General features: G+C 61.2%; 23 protein-coding genes. 15 read left to right on the forward strand and 8 right to left on the reverse strand.

Translation table 11 applies throughout. The features are described from left to right. Positions 1-38: 38 nt before the first annotated feature. Both QMK32_RS24185 and QMK32_RS24190 read right to left on the reverse strand, forming a co-directional pair. Positions 39-665: a hypothetical protein gene (locus tag QMK32_RS24185; RefSeq protein ID WP_283478066.1), complete on the reverse strand. Its 627-nt coding sequence runs from the start codon at positions 663-665 to the stop codon at positions 39-41. Then, a complete protein-coding gene (locus QMK32_RS24190; RefSeq protein ID WP_283478067.1) occupies positions 662-928 on the reverse strand; it encodes a hypothetical protein in 267 nt (88 codons plus the stop codon). The genes QMK32_RS24185 and QMK32_RS24190 overlap by 4 nt, the downstream gene beginning before the upstream one ends. Before the next feature lie 223 nt (positions 929-1151). Here QMK32_RS24190 and QMK32_RS24195 point away from each other — a divergent pair, with 223 nt between their 5' ends. Then, complete coding sequence (locus QMK32_RS24195) at positions 1152-2351, forward strand: site-specific integrase (RefSeq protein WP_283478068.1); 1200 nt, start codon at positions 1152-1154, stop codon at positions 2349-2351. Between the two features lie 25 nt (positions 2352-2376). Here QMK32_RS24195 and QMK32_RS24200 read toward each other — a convergent pair whose 3' ends face one another. Further along, positions 2377-2898, reverse strand: coding sequence for a TetR/AcrR family transcriptional regulator (locus tag QMK32_RS24200; RefSeq protein WP_283478069.1), 522 nt, complete (start codon positions 2896-2898; stop codon positions 2377-2379). A 52-nt stretch (positions 2899-2950) separates the two neighbouring features. On the opposite strand from QMK32_RS24200, the gene QMK32_RS24205 reads away from it, so the two are divergent. The 14 genes from QMK32_RS24205 to QMK32_RS24270 all read left to right on the forward strand — a co-directional run bounded on the left by QMK32_RS24205 (position 2951) and on the right by QMK32_RS24270 (position 15746). Next, positions 2951-3784 (forward strand): SDR family NAD(P)-dependent oxidoreductase, encoded by an 834-nt coding sequence (locus QMK32_RS24205; RefSeq protein WP_283478070.1) that lies wholly within the window; start codon positions 2951-2953, stop codon positions 3782-3784. Between the two features lie 120 nt (positions 3785-3904). Further along, positions 3905-4537: a hypothetical protein gene (locus QMK32_RS24210; RefSeq protein WP_283478104.1), complete on the forward strand. Its 633-nt coding sequence runs from the start codon at positions 3905-3907 to the stop codon at positions 4535-4537. A 395-nt stretch (positions 4538-4932) separates the two neighbouring features. After that, positions 4933-6027, forward strand: a complete 1095-nt coding sequence (locus tag QMK32_RS24215; RefSeq protein WP_283478071.1) for a glycosyltransferase family 4 protein — start codon at positions 4933-4935, stop codon at positions 6025-6027. Between the two features lie 79 nt (positions 6028-6106). Further along, positions 6107-7126, forward strand: coding sequence for a Gfo/Idh/MocA family protein (locus QMK32_RS24220; protein WP_283478072.1), 1020 nt, complete (start codon positions 6107-6109; stop codon positions 7124-7126). After that, entirely contained in the window at positions 7119-9329 is a 2211-nt protein-coding gene (locus tag QMK32_RS24225) for a bifunctional SDR family oxidoreductase/aminotransferase class I/II-fold pyridoxal phosphate-dependent enzyme (protein WP_283478073.1), read from the forward strand. Before QMK32_RS24220 ends, QMK32_RS24225 begins: the two co-directional genes overlap by 8 nt. 2 nt (positions 9330-9331) lie before the next feature. Beyond that, positions 9332-9766: an NUDIX hydrolase gene (locus QMK32_RS24230; protein WP_283478075.1), complete on the forward strand. Its 435-nt coding sequence runs from the start codon at positions 9332-9334 to the stop codon at positions 9764-9766. After that, positions 9763-10593: an inositol monophosphatase family protein gene (locus QMK32_RS24235; protein ID WP_283478077.1), complete on the forward strand. Its 831-nt coding sequence runs from the start codon at positions 9763-9765 to the stop codon at positions 10591-10593. Before QMK32_RS24230 ends, QMK32_RS24235 begins: the two co-directional genes overlap by 4 nt. 34 nt (positions 10594-10627) lie before the next feature. Beyond that, entirely contained in the window at positions 10628-11818 is a 1191-nt protein-coding gene (locus QMK32_RS24240; RefSeq protein WP_283478079.1) for an MFS transporter, read from the forward strand. Between the two features lie 432 nt (positions 11819-12250). Beyond that, positions 12251-12616 (forward strand): hypothetical protein, encoded by a 366-nt coding sequence (locus tag QMK32_RS24245; protein WP_283478081.1) that lies wholly within the window; start codon positions 12251-12253, stop codon positions 12614-12616. A gap of 75 nt (positions 12617-12691) precedes the next feature. Further along, positions 12692-13081: a hypothetical protein gene (locus tag QMK32_RS24250; protein WP_283478083.1), complete on the forward strand. Its 390-nt coding sequence runs from the start codon at positions 12692-12694 to the stop codon at positions 13079-13081. Between the two features lie 166 nt (positions 13082-13247). Further along, positions 13248-13583: a hypothetical protein gene (locus QMK32_RS24255; RefSeq protein ID WP_283478085.1), complete on the forward strand. Its 336-nt coding sequence runs from the start codon at positions 13248-13250 to the stop codon at positions 13581-13583. Positions 13584-13641: 58 nt separating this feature from the next. Then, positions 13642-13779 carry a hypothetical protein gene (locus QMK32_RS24260; protein ID WP_283478087.1) on the forward strand — a complete coding sequence of 46 codons (138 nt, stop codon included), beginning with the start codon at positions 13642-13644 and terminating at the stop codon, positions 13777-13779. A gap of 193 nt (positions 13780-13972) precedes the next feature. Further along, on the forward strand, positions 13973-14428 hold the full coding sequence (locus QMK32_RS24265; RefSeq protein WP_283478089.1) for a hypothetical protein: 456 nt from the start codon (positions 13973-13975) through the stop codon (positions 14426-14428). Between the two features lie 157 nt (positions 14429-14585). After that, positions 14586-15746 (forward strand): hypothetical protein, encoded by a 1161-nt coding sequence (locus tag QMK32_RS24270; RefSeq protein WP_283478091.1) that lies wholly within the window; start codon positions 14586-14588, stop codon positions 15744-15746. A 307-nt stretch (positions 15747-16053) separates the two neighbouring features. Here QMK32_RS24270 and QMK32_RS24275 read toward each other — a convergent pair whose 3' ends face one another. From QMK32_RS24275 to QMK32_RS24295, 5 genes are read right to left on the reverse strand one after another with little or no spacing between them, the layout of a single operon-like run. Next, positions 16054-16623 (reverse strand): DnaB-like helicase N-terminal domain-containing protein, encoded by a 570-nt coding sequence (locus tag QMK32_RS24275; RefSeq protein WP_283478094.1) that lies wholly within the window; start codon positions 16621-16623, stop codon positions 16054-16056. 42 nt (positions 16624-16665) lie between these two features. After that, positions 16666-16962, reverse strand: coding sequence for a hypothetical protein (locus QMK32_RS24280; RefSeq protein WP_283478096.1), 297 nt, complete (start codon positions 16960-16962; stop codon positions 16666-16668). A gap of 26 nt (positions 16963-16988) precedes the next feature. After that, positions 16989-17363, reverse strand: a complete 375-nt coding sequence (locus QMK32_RS24285) for a hypothetical protein (RefSeq protein ID WP_283478098.1) — start codon at positions 17361-17363, stop codon at positions 16989-16991. A 37-nt stretch (positions 17364-17400) separates the two neighbouring features. Continuing rightward, complete coding sequence (locus QMK32_RS24290) at positions 17401-17763, reverse strand: hypothetical protein (RefSeq protein ID WP_283478100.1); 363 nt, start codon at positions 17761-17763, stop codon at positions 17401-17403. 59 nt (positions 17764-17822) lie between these two features. Next, positions 17823-18212 carry a hypothetical protein gene (locus QMK32_RS24295; protein ID WP_283478103.1) on the reverse strand — a complete coding sequence of 130 codons (390 nt, stop codon included), beginning with the start codon at positions 18210-18212 and terminating at the stop codon, positions 17823-17825. Between the last annotated feature and the right edge of the window lie 227 nt (positions 18213-18439).

The following is an 18439-nucleotide window of genomic DNA, read 5'->3' on the forward strand; positions in this document are numbered from 1 at the left end:
ACGCCGCTGCAGCAATCACCGCGTGGATCTGTGTCCGACTACCCGCTGCCGATCTCGACGCCGTGACGCGAGGACTGGACGAGCTGAAGTTGACACCCGTGCACACTGCACGGGTTCTCGCACACTTGCACGCGCATCCGGATGCATTGACCTCCGGCGACTCCGCTGGCCCCACAGGCGTGCGCCGCCTCCTCGACATGCTCGCCGTCGACCACTCCGAAGTACGGCGAGCCGAATGCCGCCGCTGCGGCGAGCAGCGACCGTTGTCCTACCGCGCCGACGGTGGATCTATCTGCGCCCGCTGCTACTTCCGATCCCACCGGATCACCTGTGTGCGCTGCGGGCAATCCGGTCCGCCCGCGTTCAAGGAAAACAACGGCACAGTGTGCGCCCGGTGCGCCAACGCAGACCCGACCCGTCACCGCCCATGTAATAGCTGCGGGAACGTCAAGCCTGTCGCCTACCGCGTCGACGGCCAGCCACTGTGCCAGAACTGCGGCCCGAAGCCGCGCTACACCTGCACCGAATGCGGCCGCACCGATCAGCCCGCAAAAGCGGTCACCGAACACGGCCCGATCTGTTCGAGCTGTTACCACCGCTCCCGCCAACACCCATGCCACCAGTGCGACCGCGTCACGGAATATGTGCGGCGGGACGGTGATCAATGGATCTGCAGCAGGTGCCGAATACCACCGACGGCAACATGCAGCGTCTGCGGTGAGACCAAACCGTGCATCAGCGGCCACACCCTCGGTCGACCGATCTGCTCAACGTGCACATCCCGCACCCGCCCGCACAAACCATGCACCGAATGCGGAGTCACCCGCCGAGTCCTCGCGGTATTACCGACCGGACCGATCTGCGCGCCCTGCCACGCTGACTGCACACCGAAACCGATATGTGCGCGCTGCGGCGCATCGCGGGTCACCCGCATCACTGTGCCGATCGGACCGATCTGCACACCGTGCTTTCAGACGCTGCGCGCCACCCACGCACCGTGCGCGCAGTGCAGCCTCAGCCGGCCACTCGTCGGCACGGACACCGTAGGGCAGCCCGTATGTGGACCCTGCTCCGGAGACAATCGGTCCTGGAATTGCCGCTCCTGCAACCGGTTCGATCTGCTCGTCAACGACATCTGTCATACCTGTGAGGTGACGACACAACTCGACGCCGCTCTCGCCGGCCCGGACGGAGCCGTCCACCCCCAACTCGTCACTCTGCGGGATCTGCTGCTTACCGACTACACCCCCACTCAGATCCAGCATCGATGCAAGCACTCGGAATGGGTGCAGCTCGTGGGCGACCTCGCTGACGCCGGCGGCGACATCACGCACGCCCACCTCGACGCGTTGCCTCCACAGAACCACGTGCGGCTACTACGACACATGCTCGTCGCCACCGGAGCACTCGAGCTGCGCAGCGTGTTGACCGACATGGTCGATCCGTGGTTGCAACACTTTCTCGCCGACCAACGGCCCGAGGTCTCCGCATTGATGCGGCCGTACGCGGCGTGGTCTGTGCTCCGCCGCGCACGACACCGTCATGCGCGCGGGCTCGACTCCCCCAGCTCACACAAGTACGTCCGCACCCGAATCACCGTCGCAGCTCAATTCCTCACTTGGCTCGACACCCGCGCAGTTACCCTTTCTAACGCAACGCAATCCGACGTCGACCTGTGGTTGTCGCAGGGAGCGAGCACCCGTCACCGGGTTCGCGATTTTCTCCAGTGGGCGTACACCGCCGGGCACACCACTGATCTCACAGCGCCCTGGCTCGGGCGCGAAGGACTACCCAGCCGCGTCCTCGCCGACAACACCCGATGGGCACTACTACGGCGGTGCGTGCACGAGAACACCGTTGCACTGGAACTGCGCGTCGCCGGCAGCCTGGTCCTGCTCTACGGGCACATTCCCACCCGCATCGTCGAACTCACCCGGGACGACATCACCAGCGACGGGCAACACAGATTTCTGACACTCGCCGCCCGGCCGGTGCTGCTGCCGCCCGCCCTGGCGGATCTCGTCGACCAACTTGCCGAGCAGGATTCGCGAACCACACCCGGTAGGAAGCCGTGGTTGTTTCCCGGTGCCCGCCGAGGAAGCCACCGCGACGCCGGCGCACTGACCAAGCTCCTCAATATCGAACTCGGCATCTTCGTCCGTCCTGCCCGCGGCGCAGCACTGTGCGATCTCGCCGCCGAGCTACCCTCACCCGTTCTTGCCGACGTGCTCGGCATCTCGACCTCCGCCGCCGCGCGGTGGTCCACTCTCGCCGCTCGCGACTGGACCGGCTACATCGCGGCCCGCACCCACACAGTCAGCGAGCTCCCGAAACCCGACAGCTCACGCTAAGGAACAGGGACGGTGATCGATTGCGCTACGTCTTCGCGGTCAACACACTGCGGACGTGCTGTTCGAGTTCGTTCTCTTCGAACTGCGGCAATCGCATGAACCACCGGTAGAAGATGGGCGAGAGCAGTAGCTCGGTGGTCTGTCCGGGGTCCTGCGCACCGACAGCACTCACCAGTTGTCGGATATGCGCCACCTGAGGCGCAAGGAGCCGCTCGTGGAACTCGCGGGCGACATCGGGATCGGTTTGAATCGCCGCGGCGAGCATACGCAACAGTGAGCAGCGCGGCTCTGTCGAGATCTCGTCGATCGCAGCTTTGAGAAGTCCCTCGAGCGTGTCGTCTGCGACAGGCTCGGCCGAGGACGTGTCTTCACCGGCAAGCGCGTCGAAGAGAATCGCGTGGACAGAAGACCAGTTTCTGTACAGCGTCTGCTTGCCTACTCCTGCTTCCGCGGCAATCCCTTCCATAGTCAAGGCACTCGGACCACCACGCTGAGCAACACCGAGGACGGCGGCATGGACGCGCCTTACGGTTTCAGGTCGAACCATGTACCCATCATAAGAACGAGACGCACCGTCTCGTTTGGTGTTGAATGGACACATGACGACAACTCAGACCTGGGTCATCACCGGAGCGAGCGGCGGTCTCGGGCTCGCGCTGGTCAAACAGGCGCTGGCCGCTGGACACACCGTGGTGGCCACGACGCGCGGGACGACTGTGCCCATCACAGACCCGCGGCTCACCGTCCTGCAGCTCGACCCATCGAACAGGGCGGCATGTCACCGAACCGTCGAGGACATCACCCGGACCACCGGCCGACTCGATGTCCTCATCAACAACGCCGGATACGGCCTCGTAGGTGCCATCGAAGAAGCCACCGAGGACGAGGTGCGAGCAATCATCGACGTCGACTTACTCGGCCCACTATGGCTCACCCAAGCCGCACTACCGGTGATGCGTGCCCAAGGCTCAGGCGACATCGTTCAAATTTCGTCCGTCGGGGCGGTCGGGGCGATGGCTTTCTTCGGCCTGTACAACGCCGCGAAATGGGGCCTCGAAGGCTTCAGTGAGGCATTGGCTGCCGAGGTGGCACCCATGGGCATCCGGGTCACCCTCGCTCAGATCGGCGCGATGGACACCCAGTGGGCGACGGCAGGAATGCAGTTCAGCCGGCCCCGAACCGAATACGACGAGATCCGCTCGAACGCCCTCGGCACATCGGACGTTCCCTGGCCGAGCGAGCCCGGCGCAACCGGAGGCGGAACCTCCCCGGAAATCATCGCCGAAGCGCTCGCTCATCATCTGGCTCAGTCAGATTCCAGGCCCCTTCGCCTGGTGATCGGTGACGACGCCGCAGCGCAGATCACCGCAGTGCTCGACCTCCGGCAGCAGGAGTACGCGACACAACCAGGCTTTCAAACGCAGCAGCATTGAACATCCGGTAACAGCTCGTGAGCTGTTACCGGCGGACGATGGTCAGCTTTGTCGGTACCACCGCATAGTCTCGCGCCACCGGTAACAGCTCGGACGCGAACGGGGGCAACAGCTATGTCGATGCCGATCGGGTATGCCGATTCGCTTCCGTTACCCGGTCTACCTTTTGCAGCACGAAGCAAGTCGGGACGTTCCGAACAGCTGGTCCTGCTCGGCGAACCTCGACCGATCAGAATCCCGGCGCACCTGTTGCGGTCCTGGCTCGACGACCCGACCGTGACAGCGAGGTTCGAAGCAAAACGCTACCGCCGAGCCGAACATCTGTGCTGGGTCTGGACAGGCGCAGTGTCCTCCACCGGTCACGGGTCCTTCAGGGCCGCAAGCAGGCCGGATGCCTCACGGCGCGGCACGATTCCCGCGCACCTATTCGCCTACCAACTCCAATATGGAGTGATCCCTCGTCTCGGTTGGTCGAACACCGAGGATGCAGTGCTCTGTCACCAATGCGATTTCGCCGGCTGCACCAACCCCACGCACATGCGCCTGGGCACCAACACCACCAATCGCGTCGAATACACCGCACGACGAAGAAACCTAGCCAGCCCCCTCTCCGACATTCGCGGCGCAGCCGGGCGTACCAGGGCCCTCGCCTCCGCCATCCGGACCGGACTCGCCAACGATGAAGACACCACCGCAATCGAGACGCTGATTCTCGCTGCCGAAACCGCAGGCCTTCCCCTCACCCTCTGGTGACGAGCAAGGAGAGCTAGGCAATCCGATGTGTGCCCGGCCAGAGAATGCTCACTCAAATTTTTTGGCATCAAGCTCCCGAGCCACGATCAGCACGCAGGGAGCGTGGGCGAGGATCGACGCTGTATCGGCGTCGATTTGCCGGTACAGCGCAGTCCTGGTCATCAGCTGACGCTCTGTGTAGCTCGCGTGCGCCCACCAGTTGACAGGGCGAGTCCGAGATCGAGGGCGAATCCCGCTGCGATGGCCGGAACTACCAATGCTCGTTGATAGTCCTCGAGCTGCATTCAAACGACGTTTCTCACTCGGTAGTAGCTCCGCGTCCACGCAGTTAACCGACCGGTCTGTACTGTAAGGTCAGCACCACTTTTCACTGACCTCACTGGAGAAGGGATGCAATGAAAGTCGCCCACTTCGCAAACGAGTATCCACCAGTAACAACAGGTGGGTTGGGAACCTACATGCAGGGACTTCTTCAATTTCACTGGGCGACAGGCGATGTCGCCGATCTATTTTTTCTGGGTGACGCCCCCGTGAATGACTGGTCTTTTCACACACCGGCGTTCGGCGGCAAAGACTCCCCTCGTACTTACAGCCAAAAGGACTTTGAAACCTTAACTCGGGGTACACACTATGACGTGGTCGTATGCCAGGATTGGCCAGGGATAGTCGCATCGCAGGAGCTTTGGAAGCATGGCGTTCCTCTCGTCTACACGTGCCACCTTCCACTTTCCTGGGATATCGGTGAATTCGAGGACGTCTCAAGCCCATTCGCAGCCGAGATGGAATGGTCCGCACTGGCGCACGCCGATGTCGTCATTTCAATCAGCCAGTCTGTGCACGAACATCTGGCTAAGCAGTTTCCGTTTGTTGAGGCTAAGTCGCATGTCATCCCCCATGGCACCGACACCGACTTCTTTCGGCCTTTGGCCTCGCCTCTGCCTGCAGCGTCGCCTGTTGTCCTGTACGTCGGTCGTTTTTATGAGCAAAAGGGATTCGACCTCATACCCGACATCTTCGCCGAAATCAAGCAAGGGTACCCCGATGTGGTGTTCGAGATCATCGGCGTCGGGGAGCTCGAAAAACCGGCCCGCGAACGTTTATCGGAGCTCAGTATCGATGACAGTGTCACATGGCAACCGTTCTCCGACATCGCTACGGTGCGGGATGCATATCAGCGTGCGGCGGCGGTTGTCATGCCCTCGCGTCGTGAGCCATTCGGTTTAGTTGCAATCGAAGCTATGTCCTGTGGCGCGCCTCTGGTGGCATTCGAATCCGGCGGTATAGGTGAGATCGTGCGTCACGGCGACACCGGATTATTGTCCGCTGTCGGTGACACATCAACAATGGTTCGCAACGTTACCCGTTTGCTGACCGACCCATCGTTTTCACATGGTGTATCAGCAGCGGCTCGTACAGCGGTGATCGAAGAATTCGATCAGACGATGTGCCATCGACGCACTCGGGAGTTGTACAACAGTCTCCGCGGTTGATCGCTTTTACGGTTCGTCTCTTCAGACACACGAGACGATTCTGTCGCACGGTGTTTATAACTGCGAGAAAGGGAGTTTCATGCGTCTAGCGGTTGTAGGAACCGGACGGATGGCGACAGTACGCACCACCTCGCTGATGAAGAATCCTGAGGTGATCCTGTGCGCGGTAGCATCGCGCCGTCTCGAGAATGCGCAGGTATTCGCCGCTACATTTGGCGCGCAGGCGGTATGCACCGACCGCTACGAACAACTTGCCGAGTCCTCTCCTGACGCAGTGTTGGTGGAAGTCCCGCATCGCGTCCAAGACGAAGTCGTCTTATGGGCATTGGAGGCCAACCTCCACGTCTTGGTAGGCGGATGTCTGGCTTCGTCCAGCAGCACCGGTGAACGCGTCAGCAGCATTGCCAACGATCGACGGCTAATTGTCGAGACCGGATACGAAGCGCGTTATAAGGATGTGTGGAAATCAGCCGACCAGCTCGTTCGGTCGGGCGACATCGGCGAAATTCTACTAATCCAGACCACGGCGCTGATCGGGCAAGATACTCAATCATGGTACTACGACCAACATTTGAGCGGCGGCATGGTCCCTACTCATATGACTTACGCTTTTCTCAATCCCATGCGGTGGATGTTCGGTACACCATTGTCTCTTACAGCAATTAGCAACAAGAAACACAACGTACTCGATAGCGCCGTGGACAACGAGACTTGCGTAGCGGCAATCACATTCCCCGGAAACGTCATCTGCTCGATGGTTGCTGGCTACCGCAAGCCGGAGCAGCTAGATGCGTGGTCAGTCCGCTTACTGGGATCGCAGGGCAGTATCGAACTCAGTCCAGGGGACGACACCGCAGGGCACCTCGATCACTATCCTCAACACGGGATCCCTCGGCGACTCGCATTCGAAACCAACACCGCGTTCGACAACCAGGCCAACGCGTTCCTCGCAGCGATCGCCGGAGCGCCCGGGGGCCTGATGAACCCTCCTCATGATTCGCTGCTGGACATGCAGCTTTCCGACCAAATCGTTCAATCTGCCGCTCAAGGCGGTGCGCTGATTACCACACACTTCGAACAAGGGGTCAAATGTGAATGATGTCAACTTGGACAACCGCACCATATTTGAGCCGGGTCGCCCGCCTCGACGTGTTGTGGTGACCGGCGCAGCCGGCTACCTCGGATCGGTGTTACTTCCCAAGCTGCTCGGCGCAGGACACCGGGTGGTAGCCGTGGATACATTCTACTTCGGGCGGGAGCCTCTTCAGGAGATCCAGACGCACCCGAATTTAACGATCGTGGAGGCGGACGTTCGGGATCTGCCGAAGTCGGTATTGGCCGACATGGATAGCGGCATCTGCCTCGCTGCCCTGAGCAACGACCCAGCCGGCGATATCGATGAGTCTTGGACGATGTCGGTCAATGTAGACGCCGCCGTAGCCTTCGCGACCGCCGCCAAAGCCGCTGGCGCTACCAATTTCCTGCTCGCATCGTCATGCAGCGTCTACGGAGAGAACCCGGACGCCGCTGTGATCGAGACGTCGGCACTACACCCGCTGACCGCCTATGCGCAATCGAAGGTAAAAGCGGAACAAAAGATCGCGGCCCTGGCAGACACGAACTTCACCGCTGTCGCTCTTCGGATGGGAACGCTATTCGGCCAGTCGCCACGCATGCGTTACGACCTTGTGGTCAACGCAATGACTGCTTCAGCGGTCGTCAGCGACGAGGTGCGCATGGACGGAACCGGCCAGCAACGCCGCCCCCTTCTTCATGTCGCAGACGCCGCCGACGCCTACGTCGCGCTCGTCGACTCGGCCGACCGTCTCAAGGCAAACTTCGTTGTCTACAACGTTGTCGGTGCCAACTCATCGGTCAGCGATATTGCCCACGCCGTACTACAAGCAGTGCCAACAGCTGAACTGACAATCAACGGTCCCGGCGCCGATCAACGAGATTATGCAGCCGATGCGTCGAAGCTGGAGCGTGATGTGGGAATCACCCCCTCATACCTCCCCATTGACGGCATACACGAGATCCACGACGCTGCCGTTGACGACGACCTGTCCCCCGGGGATATTCGCGCCGCAAACACCGTGGACATGTTGCTCGATCACGCATCGACACCAGCCGTAGAGGGCGGAGAGCCAGTACGCCGCGACTTCCTGCCACTGGCAACGCCCGACATCGGAACCGAAGAGGAAGATGAGGTAATCGCCACTCTCCGATCAGGCTGGGTGACAACCGGACCGAAAACGCAGCTTTTTGAGAAGATGGTCAGCGAATTCGTGGGAAGTAAGCATGCTATTGCGATGAACAGCTGCACAGCAGCGCTCCACGTGGCATTGGCAGCGGCGGGGGTATCTACAGGCGATGAGGTCATCACAACCCCAATCACGTGGCCGTCCACTGCCAACGTGATGTGGCATCTTGGGGCGCGCCCTGTCTTCGTCGATGTCGAACCCAACACCCTAAACATCGACGCGAGGTTGATCGAAGACGCGATAACCCCGCGTACCAGGGCTATTGTGCCGGTGCACATGGCTGGGCAGACATGCGACATGCGACTAGTCCACGACATCGCCAACCGCCACGGATTGACCGTGATCGAGGATGCTGCACATGCTATCGGCGCAAGTTATGGGGGTTCCACAGTCGGTTCTCACGGGAACATGGCCGCATTCAGCTTCTATCCGACAAAGAACATGACCACGCTTGAGGGTGGCATCCTTGTACTCGATGACGACGAGATCGCGACAGTGGCACGCATGCTCACACTGCATGGCATATCCAATGATGCATGGAAAAGAAACACCGCGAGCGGATCGCCGCATTGGCAACTTCACATGCCGGGGTATAAATACAACATGACCGATGTCCAAGCATCGGTGGGAATTCACCAGCTGCCGAAACTTCCTGCTTATATCGAGAAACGCGCGAGCCTGGTGCGTATGTACGACTCAGCTTTGCAAGAGATTGACTGGTTAACGCCGTTGTCCACAGTCCGCCCGAAGGACAAACATGCCCACCATCTGTATATCGTCTCGATGGCGGAGAACATCGAGGAAGCGCAAAGGGACCGAGTGCTCGCAGAGCTGAAGAAGGAGGGCATAGGTACCGGAGTCCACTTCAGAGGACTTCACCTGCAACCGTTCTACGTCGAGCAATACACGAAGTCGCAGCGAAATCTTCCCGTAGCTACCTCGGTTTCCCGACGAATCTTCTCTCTTCCGCTTTTCCCAAAGATGACCGAGAACGACATTGATGACGTCATAGCCGCGTTACAGAAAGTGAAAATCTGAGCATGGACAACGACGCACATACTCACGGAACAGTCGGATGCCAGGTTATTATCCTGACCAGCGACGACCGGATACTTCTGCACTTACGCGACGACAAACCCGGTATTGCCTTTCCGGATACCTGGTGCATCCCGGGCGGGCACCTCGACGACGGTGAGGGACCACGTGCTTGCATCGTGCGTGAACTGGACGAAGAAATGCAAATCCAAGTGGGGGAAAACGACGTACACCATTTGTTTTCGCGGCAGCGATCCTACGGATTCGAGCACACCTACTGGATACGACGAGATGTAGACACCTCTGCAATCCGGATCACCGAGGGAAGAGCCCTCGAACTGCATTCGCGAGATGCAGTGTCAAGAATGCACCTGGGATACGAGGACAACGCTGTGCTCGACGAGTTTTTCACGGTAGTCGACTCACACCGGTCCACGTGAGTGTGCGGCAGTCGGTCGACGATAGCTGGCACCGGCGAATCTGCGAGGTTGCCGAGGCGAGTGCACGAGCGGCGGGAGAGGTTCTGTTGACCTATTTCGGTGACGACTCGATCCGGACTGCAGTTAAAGCAGGCGGTGAGCTCACCTCGCCAGCCGACCTGGAATCGGAAGCACTAATCAAATGCATCATTCATTCCTCGTTCGCGGATCATCATGTCGTAGCCGAAGAAGGCGGCTCCTATGGAACTCCCTCACAACACAACTGGATCGTTGACCCCCTGGACGGCACGCACAATTTTTTGCGCGGATGGGACGATTGGGCCGTCAGCATTGCATACGCACATGGAACAGTCGTAGAGGTCGGGGTAGTTTACGTCCCGACCACCAACATGATGTACTCCGCAATACGCGGTCGCGGGGCGTCGAAGAACGGCCACCGCCTTGAAGCCGCTGCAACGACCAAACTGGCTGACTCGGTCGCTCTGTGCTCAGCGTCAGCACCTCCCTGGCAAACAGAAGCGCGACACATCCTCGATTGTCTGTGGGGCTCTGCCCACGATATCCGAATGACTGGATGCGGATCGCGGGCACTGTGCCGCGTGGCGGAAGGATCTGCGGATATGTTCGCGGAGGTTGACGGCGGGGTGTGGGATTACGCAGCAGGCTCGCTCATCGCGCACGAGTCGGGCGCGGCAATCACCGATTACTACGGTCTGGAGATGACCGCACGGTCCGCCACCGTGCTCGCCTGCGCCACAGCAGAACTCCAATCGCAGTTGCACGCCTGCGCCGGAATCGGTAGTGATACCCGCCGTGCCAAAGTTTAAGGCCCGGCAACGAACGGAATGTGAGGTGTCAAAGTTGAACTACACCCCAACGACGGCTGACGCGGTAACACTGGTACGTGCGCGATGGGCGTTGATGATCGCGTTTCTTGTCAACGGCGCCATCTTCGCCAACTGGGCTCCCCGCATCCCGTTGATCCAGGGCAACCTGGGCATAGATCCAGCACTGCTTGGTCTGGCACTGGCCGGCCTCGGTATCGGCGGACTACTCCTGACACCCATCGCTGCAGCAGCAATCGGAAGATTCGGCAGCCGGCAGGTCCTCCTCGTCTCCGTGATCGCTTTGTGCGGCTCCCTGATACTGCCAGCCATCGCACCGACGTGGTGGGCACTGCTGGCGACGTTAGTCCTCCTGGGTGGCTCTGATGCGGTGATGGATGTCGCTATGAATACTCAGGGTGTGCTGCTTGAAAAGCGCACCCACCGCTCACTGCTGAACGGTTTTCATGCCGCTTGGAGCGTTGGTACAGTAGTTGGCGGTCTCGCAGGTACCGCCGCGGCATCGATCGGAATGCCCGTCGCTGCTCACTTTGCCGCGGTCTCAGTAATCCTCGGCTCGTCAGCACTCGTCGCGAGTCGATGGTTCCCGAGGCCGGCACCGAGCGAGGAGAATAACCACGACAAACAGGACCCCGGCACACCCCGTACGATCTTCGGGCCATCCGCCGCCCTGTCGTTACTCGGACTCATCGTGCTGTTCGCCGCCCTTATCGAGGACGTACCGCAATCATGGAGCGCGGTCTATCTATCCTCAGAACTTGAAGCCAGCTCTGGCACAGCCGGGTTGGCGTTCGTCGCGTTCTCCACGGCTATGCTCATCGGCCGGTTGATCAGCGACAGGCTAGTGGACCGTTGGGGTGCCTCCAACATTCTAATAGTCGGGGGGGTGTTCGTGGCGTGCGCTTTTGGCGCGAGCATCGCGATTGTCACACCAATCACCGCAATTATCGCTTTTGCGGTCGCAGGTTTAGGAGCTAGTCCGATCTTTCCTATTGCGTTCAGCCTCGCCGGGCGACTACCCAAGATTGCCTCAGGCACCGCAATCGGGACGATCTCAATGGTCTCACGCATCGGTTTTCTGATCGCCCCCCTCGCGGTCGGCGCAACCGCCAGCGCTTTCAGCTTCGGATTGGCGTTTACGCTCATTGCCCTCTCTGGACTTGCCGTCGCCGCCCTTACTGCGACACTAAAGCCTCGGTTGTCGTGATCCCAGTTCGTTATACGGTGGGCACACCGAATGATGCGTACATCTAGTTGCAAAACGACTGCTGCTCGAACTATTGAAGCCCGTTCGAAAATGGGCGTACGCGCGACGTGAACCGCACCGGCGAGTCCGAACCCAGGGCACATCAAAGCCTCCGGACAACCCGGTGCGGTTCAAAACTCCTAAGCGAGTTCTGTATCGCTCCCCAGCCGATGCGGAGGAATCGGACTGGCTTACCCACCCGTCGCTCGGCCTGAACACCGGAACGTCTTGACAATCCATTTGCGTCAAGACACCTGGACATAACATCACGCTGAGGTCCTGCTTCCGTACACACATTCAGCGAGAAAGCAAGGGCGACTTGCCGCACGAAACCGGCCGAGTCGGAATTGCTGAGGTCGGTTGAGAATTGTGCAGGATCTGAATACGTGCACGTTGCCAGTATTTACCTTCACCGACGGCGACACACCGCGCACATTGTCTGCGCACCGGTTCGCACTACTACTCGAATACGGCGACCTCGGCGACGGTGTCGTCGGGGAACACGACTGCGACGAAACATTGTGCGTCCGAGTGGCGGACGGGCACCTCAAACTCGGGACGCAGTCGGCGAACCTTGCGCACGCTGTTGCAGTCGGTCGCCATCTCGGGCCGACACCGGCAGGTGGGGATCCACGCGGACGCTACGGCCGCGCCGTCGCGATTCGCGACGCGCTACGAGAGGGCTACGACGAACCGAAGTTGCGGGCCGCGCTCGCCGGACACAGCGTCGACGCGCACCCGCCATCAACCCTGTTCTAGCTTCGCCGGTCGCAGGACATCGACTACGCAGCGAGCGGCGACGCACCCCGCGTCGGACGACGAAAGGAGAATGTCATGGGCGTCTACCGCCATGTTGTGTTGCGCGACAGCACCGGCGAATATGTCGCACGGGTCGACCCTGGCGACTACGGGTATTCATCCAAGTCCGAGCAGGCGGGCGACGATTTCAACACGACAGTGTTGCCAGTGGTGATCGCCGCCGTTGAAGCCAACCTCGACCGCAAGCTCATTCCCATCTGGGTGGACGATGCGAGCGGCGACGGTTGGGACTCCGTACCGCGAGGCGGCACGTTTCCATCTGTGCCGTGGGATGGACCTGCGTCCCTTTACGACGATCCTGAGCTCCCCTTCGTTATCTCATCGTCGGACGATGATGCGCTCCATCCGCGCACGCGGCGCGTGCTGCGGATTGCATTGAACTTTGATGAAAGCGTGTCGAAGTGATCGACGAACGTGAAGCAACGCGATGCGCCGGCCCCTGTCGCGGATTCCGTTCTCCCCTCGTGAACTGTCGTGTCGGTGCCATGCGGCGGACTCACATTCCAGCAAGTGCCACCGGGCCGCTGCACCGATCCGGTGGGAGCAGTCCTCACACGAGAAGGACAAGAAGATGACGCTCTCCTCACTCTTCACCGACGACCTCGAACTGCTCCCCCTGCTCGCCGTCGCCGGTGCAGGATTGCTGATCTGGTACGTGCCGTACCTCGGCGAGACCGACCCCGGGTGGAAGGGATTCATCGCCAACATTCTGCGCATCGTGTTCGGGATCGCGTACCTCGTCGTGCTCGCTGTCGTGTTCGGCGCGTTCATCGCCGCGATCGGCGCGTTCATAGCGGTGATGCTGTTCATGGTTCCGTTGTTCGCGCTCGGCGGTGCGAGCGGTGTCGCCGACCGCAGACCCAGGCGCGGGTACCGCCGCGACCCTTACGGCGACGACTACTACTGACCGTCTGGGCGTACGCAACGACGCTTCTGCACGCGCTGCATGTGGTTGTTGCAGCGGCGTGCAGTTGTTGCGGGTGGCGGAAACGGTCAACAGCGACATCGTCGGGGCCGTCGTAAGTGTGGTGGTTGCAGCGGCTGTGGTGCTCGCGGCGACGCACGCGGGCTACCGACGAGATCGCGCTCTACTGCGGTACTGACAGCGCCGGCGACAATGCTCTAGACTCGGCTGCAAGTTCGAGCGTCGATGAGGGTCACGTTCGAGCGCGCCCCACCCCGTACCGATCTACACCGCAGCACATTTCGATGTGTTCCGGTGTGCAGCTCGTGTGAGCGTTCGGTGCCTGTCCGGTGGGGATATTCGCGCACCGAAACCGAAAGGCCCTCACTCTCATGTCCACAACTCCCGCACTCGATCGTGACACCGTCATGGCGCGCGCCCGCGATGCCGCGTTGTCCCGCACCAAGTACATCGAATCGCTCTTCGACGCCGCCGGCGCTGCATCCGCTGCGCGCGAGAAGGTCGACGAAGCGGCTCGCGCCGCCGACCGCGCCGACACCGAACACGCTGCCGCGTACCAAGAAGCGATCGACGCCGGATGGACTGCGGCCGAACTGACCGCAAGCGGATTGCCCGCACCGACTCCGGTGAACAAGAAACCTTCGCGCAGCAAAGCGGCCAAGCGTTCGAGCTCGCGAGCGAGTAGTCCGGCACGTCGACGCGTCGGCATCGTTGCGCAGTCGAGCGAACACGACGACGACACCAACCGCAACGCCGACACCGACACTGCACCACTGCACCGCGACGGCCGTCTCTCGATTCAGCAGTCGGAACCGGCAGCGAGCTGAACTCGGTGCGTAGTTCTCCTGCGCACCTCTCATCGTCCTCGGATACACGCACGCTCGGCGGTTCCCGTCCGCGCTGCTCGCCGCGCGTGAGACCACTCGTACTTCTCACCTCCCGGTGCGCCCAGTCGCACCCACACTCCAACGGAGACAACCACACATGACCGCACCATCGCCTCTCGGCCGCGCACTGGTTCAGTACGCACGCGCTACCGCTCGATTCGACAAAGCCGCCCGTAGCACCGAAGCTCAACTGCCCTCCGTCCTCACTGATTTGGCCGCATACCGAAAACAATGGGAAGCCGAAGCGCGCACACACGGCGCGACAGACAGTGATCTAGAAACTGCCGCACGCGAACCAGCCGAGACTGCGTCTCCTCCGAGCGTGCGCCCCAGCATCAACGTCGAAATTCGCTCGCTCGATCAACACGGCGACCCAGGTTTTATGCACTATCGCGGAGACTTCTACACCGAAGCAACAGCGGCACGGTTCGCGCTCACACAAGCTGCCGCGTTGTCTGCATCGCGCGAAATCGAGCGGGTCGCTGTCAACATCAACGCCACGATCCCCACCGGCTCGCGTACCGATCTCGACTTCGTCGGTACCCCCGGTGAACTCGCCACCGAGTTGGCCTCACTGCGCGACTACGCACCGGGCGCACGGCGGGTGACCCTGCCTGCGCCCGAACACCTCACGCACGCAGCCGAACGCATCACCGCCGTCACACCCTCACTGCCCGAAGGCGACTTCGGATCGGTGGACGTGCTCGCAGTCGAGGTTCACTCCATACGAACCAACCCACTACCGAACTCGAACACCGAAATCGGAATCTACGAAGCCGCAGATGCACACCGCATCGCCGAAGAACTCGCAGGTGAACTGCGCGGAACTGTAGCTCTCACACGTGGAGACTCGACCTTGCGAGTGAGCCACGCTGCCGAGATCACCGAGACCGATCGCGCGGCCGTCGAACGCTACAACCAGGTGGAGAGACTGCGCACCAACATCGCTGCCCTCGACCCGACTGTCGACGCCGAGCACATCGCCGCTCTGTCCACTGATCTGGAAGAACTACGCGCCCGCGGGCCGGCCGCACAGCATTTCTCGGCGCACACTGCGTCGAGGCCGCTGATTGTGGGTGATCCTTCCGCGCTGTACGACCCGGTCCCTGGCGCGGGCAAGACCGGTGAACGTCCGCGAGGACTCGTCAGCGCACCGCGGCAGCGTTCCACCGGCGCTGCAAAGGCTTCGACGGATAAGCCCGCAGCGCCGCCGACCTACTCCGCGCCGTCGATCCAGCACGATCACGGCATCAACTGACACTTTTCTTCGACACACAAAGACGGCACCTGCACACGATGTGTGCAGGTGCCGTCTTTGTCGTATCCACTGTGCACGCGAGAGCGGGACCTGGGCCTGGGCCGGTGCTTGGCTACACTCCGAGGTGCTGCGTTCGGTTTCCATGCGGACATCGACGCGGCACGGGCGCGGGGAAGCACCCCCCCAGGTGACCCCGCGCCCACCAAGCTCCCCCTGAGTATCAACTGGGCCTGCGTCTACTCGACACTGATCCCACGTCGCCGCTATTGCGGGTAGGTGGTATCTCAGGGGGTCAATGCGGCCGAGTTCACGACTGCCCGCTACGGAAGTCGTTGAGTCGTTCGAACGCGCGGCGTTGGCGGCGACCGTGTTCGAGCATATGAGCAAACAAGTCCTCTTCGGGCAGGTTCTCAGCGGCCTCGGTGATGGCGGTGCCAGCGGTGTGGAAGCTGCGCCGGTAGGACTGCGAGAGCACGATGTCGGCGTTGTGTGTCGCTGTCAATGCGAATGCGCCGAGTGTGGCGATGTTGAGCAACCGGCGGCGCAGTGGACCGTCTTTGCCCCCTGCGCCGCCGGATCGGATCACTTCGTTGGTCACCGAGGCTGGGCCGAATGGCTGCTCGGCGGCGACGAGGTCAGCGATCACGGTGAACAGTCGGCTGTGGGTGTAATCGTCGAAGTCGTCGCCAGTCAGGGTTGCGGTGATGCGTGCAGTTTCGCTGGTGTCGCCAGCGGGGTGGTAGCTCCACATCAGCGCACAGAGCAGCAGCGCCTCCGGATCGGTGTGCAGGTCGTAGGTCTCGCCACCTGCGACCTGGACTCCGGTGCCGACCTCCGGGTCCAGGTCCGGGAGGGGAACTGCTCGCAATGCGGTCATAGGTGCTTCCTGTCGGTCATGGCGAGGGGGTCGAGGCAGTGTTCAGGTATTGACGTCGTTTCTGGTGTGACTGTTGCTGGCGCGTTGATCGTTGAGTACGGCGGCGGCTGCGGTGATGGTGACGAGAGTGATGATGATTTTCAGTAGCCAGTGGGCGATGTTGTGGGTGTCGGTGAGGGTGGTCCAGGCACCGATGGTGAGTAGGACCATCGCGCCAAGTGCGCCGAACAAGACCGTGGGGAACGTTGGGAACGTTGGGTGCGCGGTGCTTCTGTGGAGGAAGCCGGCTGCGATGGCGGTGACTGCGAGAGCGATCAGGCCTGCGACGGTGAAAAGCATGTCGCCCCTCTCTACGCAGGGGTGGGTCAGTGGTGGATACGGTCGGTGGTGTCGTCGGCGGCGATCTGTTCGATCAGTGACGGCTTGCGGCGGCGGGTGTTGCGGGTGTGGAGCAGGTAGATCAGTGGGATCGAGGGAGCGAGGATTGCTACGGCGATGGTGGGGAGGACGACGCTGAGCGGAAGCGTCGGCGACGACGACGTCCTCGATGCTGCGATGACCGTTGCTGCGATGAGGAAGGCCGCACCGGCGAACCAGTGGAACTGAGCTATGCGGAAAGTCCTGGCCGCGTTCTTCGACGAGCCGACTGCGTAGCGGTAGTGGTAGTAGTTCGCTGCGATCAGGTTCATCACGGCGCCCAGGTAGACGACGGCACTCGAGATGGCGAGATAACGGTCCATAGGTAGCACTTTCTTTGTCTTGTTCTGCCCGGTTGGGTCAGTGTCCGTTGCGATCTCGTGTTCGGATGGCGATTTCGCGGGCGACGGTGTCGGTGCCACGGATGTGTGCGATGTTGGCGCGGGCGCAGTGTCTGCGCTTTGTGTAGGCGTTGATCGCGTAGACGGTTGCGAGGCCGGCGAGGGCGAGAGCGAGGGTGGCGCTGTGGGTGAGGAAGACGTAGGCGGCTGTCGCCACGGATGCGAGCGATATCAGTAGCGAGAGCAGATTCAAGGTGCTGCGGGTGCTGTCGTTGTAGGCGATGGCGGCTTCGGTGTAGTCGCTGACGTTGTCGTCGGTGTAGTCGGCGAATAGGGCGGTGCGGGCTTGTGTCTCCCGCTTGGCTGCGGTGATGATGTTCATCGGTTGGTGTCCCCCTGATTCCGGATGCTGGGAGTCGGAAGCTGCAGTGTCGGTGCCGGTCAGCTTCGTCGTGTTTCCTCGTTGTCGAGCATGGCGGCGAGGGTGTCGTTGATCCGGTCCTGCTTCCGGCTGGGGACGCACTCACGCTCTACGGCGGATATCACCGTCTGCACCAGGCCGATGAGGACGAGAGCGATACCGATGTAGGCAAGGTTGTCGCTGCGGAAGATGCCGAACAGGGCAGGGTTGTCGCTGCGGAAGATCCCGAAGAGGGCAAGGGCGCTGCCGCCGATCACGAACAGTGCAATCACTGCGTTACGAATGATGTCGACCTGGCGGTAGTACTCGGTTTCGGCTTTTTCGTAGAGCGTGTAGTCGCTGTGGTCCACGCGGTCGAGCAATCGTCGACGTGCCTGGTCTCGTTGTGCTCGTGCGGTGATGATGTTCATGGTGGTGTCCCCCCTGGGTTCGGATGCTGTGAGTCGGTGTCTGCGGTGTCGGTGTACCCGTCAGTACCGTCGCACTGGCGCGTCGACGGGCAGGTCGCTTAGCCTGAATGCACCGATTGGGCCGTGAACGTGACCGAGTCGCAGAAGCGAAATGCCCTGCCGTGGTGAAAGAATCAATCTTGTCTAGGGAAAGATTCGGCCACAACGAAGGGCATCTCGCAGATGCA

This window comes from Rhodococcus sp. H29-C3 (assembly GCF_030063405.1).
Classification (GTDB): domain Bacteria; phylum Actinomycetota; class Actinomycetes; order Mycobacteriales; family Mycobacteriaceae; genus Rhodococcoides.

Bases quoted from the DNA above. Each gene is read 5' to 3' on its own strand.
- QMK32_RS24200 (WP_283478069.1), bottom strand. From the start codon at position 2,898: ATGGTTCGACCTGAAACCGTAAGGCGCGTCCATGCCGCCGTCCTCGGT.
- QMK32_RS24205 (WP_283478070.1), top strand. From the start codon at position 2,951: ATGACGACAACTCAGACCTGGGTCATCACCGGAGCGAGCGGCGGTCTC.
- QMK32_RS24210 (WP_283478104.1), top strand. From the start codon at position 3,905: ATGCCGATCGGGTATGCCGATTCGCTTCCGTTACCCGGTCTACCTTTT.
- QMK32_RS24215 (WP_283478071.1), top strand. From the start codon at position 4,933: ATGAAAGTCGCCCACTTCGCAAACGAGTATCCACCAGTAACAACAGGT.
- QMK32_RS24220 (WP_283478072.1), top strand. From the start codon at position 6,107: ATGCGTCTAGCGGTTGTAGGAACCGGACGGATGGCGACAGTACGCACC.
- QMK32_RS24230 (WP_283478075.1), top strand. From the start codon at position 9,332: ATGGACAACGACGCACATACTCACGGAACAGTCGGATGCCAGGTTATT.
- QMK32_RS24250 (WP_283478083.1), top strand. From the start codon at position 12,692: ATGGGCGTCTACCGCCATGTTGTGTTGCGCGACAGCACCGGCGAATAT.
- QMK32_RS24255 (WP_283478085.1), top strand. From the start codon at position 13,248: ATGACGCTCTCCTCACTCTTCACCGACGACCTCGAACTGCTCCCCCTG.
- QMK32_RS24265 (WP_283478089.1), top strand. From the start codon at position 13,973: ATGTCCACAACTCCCGCACTCGATCGTGACACCGTCATGGCGCGCGCC.
- QMK32_RS24270 (WP_283478091.1), top strand. From the start codon at position 14,586: ATGACCGCACCATCGCCTCTCGGCCGCGCACTGGTTCAGTACGCACGC.
- QMK32_RS24275 (WP_283478094.1), bottom strand. From the start codon at position 16,623: ATGACCGCATTGCGAGCAGTTCCCCTCCCGGACCTGGACCCGGAGGTC.
- QMK32_RS24280 (WP_283478096.1), bottom strand. From the start codon at position 16,962: ATGCTTTTCACCGTCGCAGGCCTGATCGCTCTCGCAGTCACCGCCATC.
- QMK32_RS24285 (WP_283478098.1), bottom strand. From the start codon at position 17,363: ATGGACCGTTATCTCGCCATCTCGAGTGCCGTCGTCTACCTGGGCGCC.
- QMK32_RS24290 (WP_283478100.1), bottom strand. From the start codon at position 17,763: ATGAACATCATCACCGCAGCCAAGCGGGAGACACAAGCCCGCACCGCC.
- QMK32_RS24295 (WP_283478103.1), bottom strand. From the start codon at position 18,212: ATGAACATCATCACCGCACGAGCACAACGAGACCAGGCACGTCGACGA.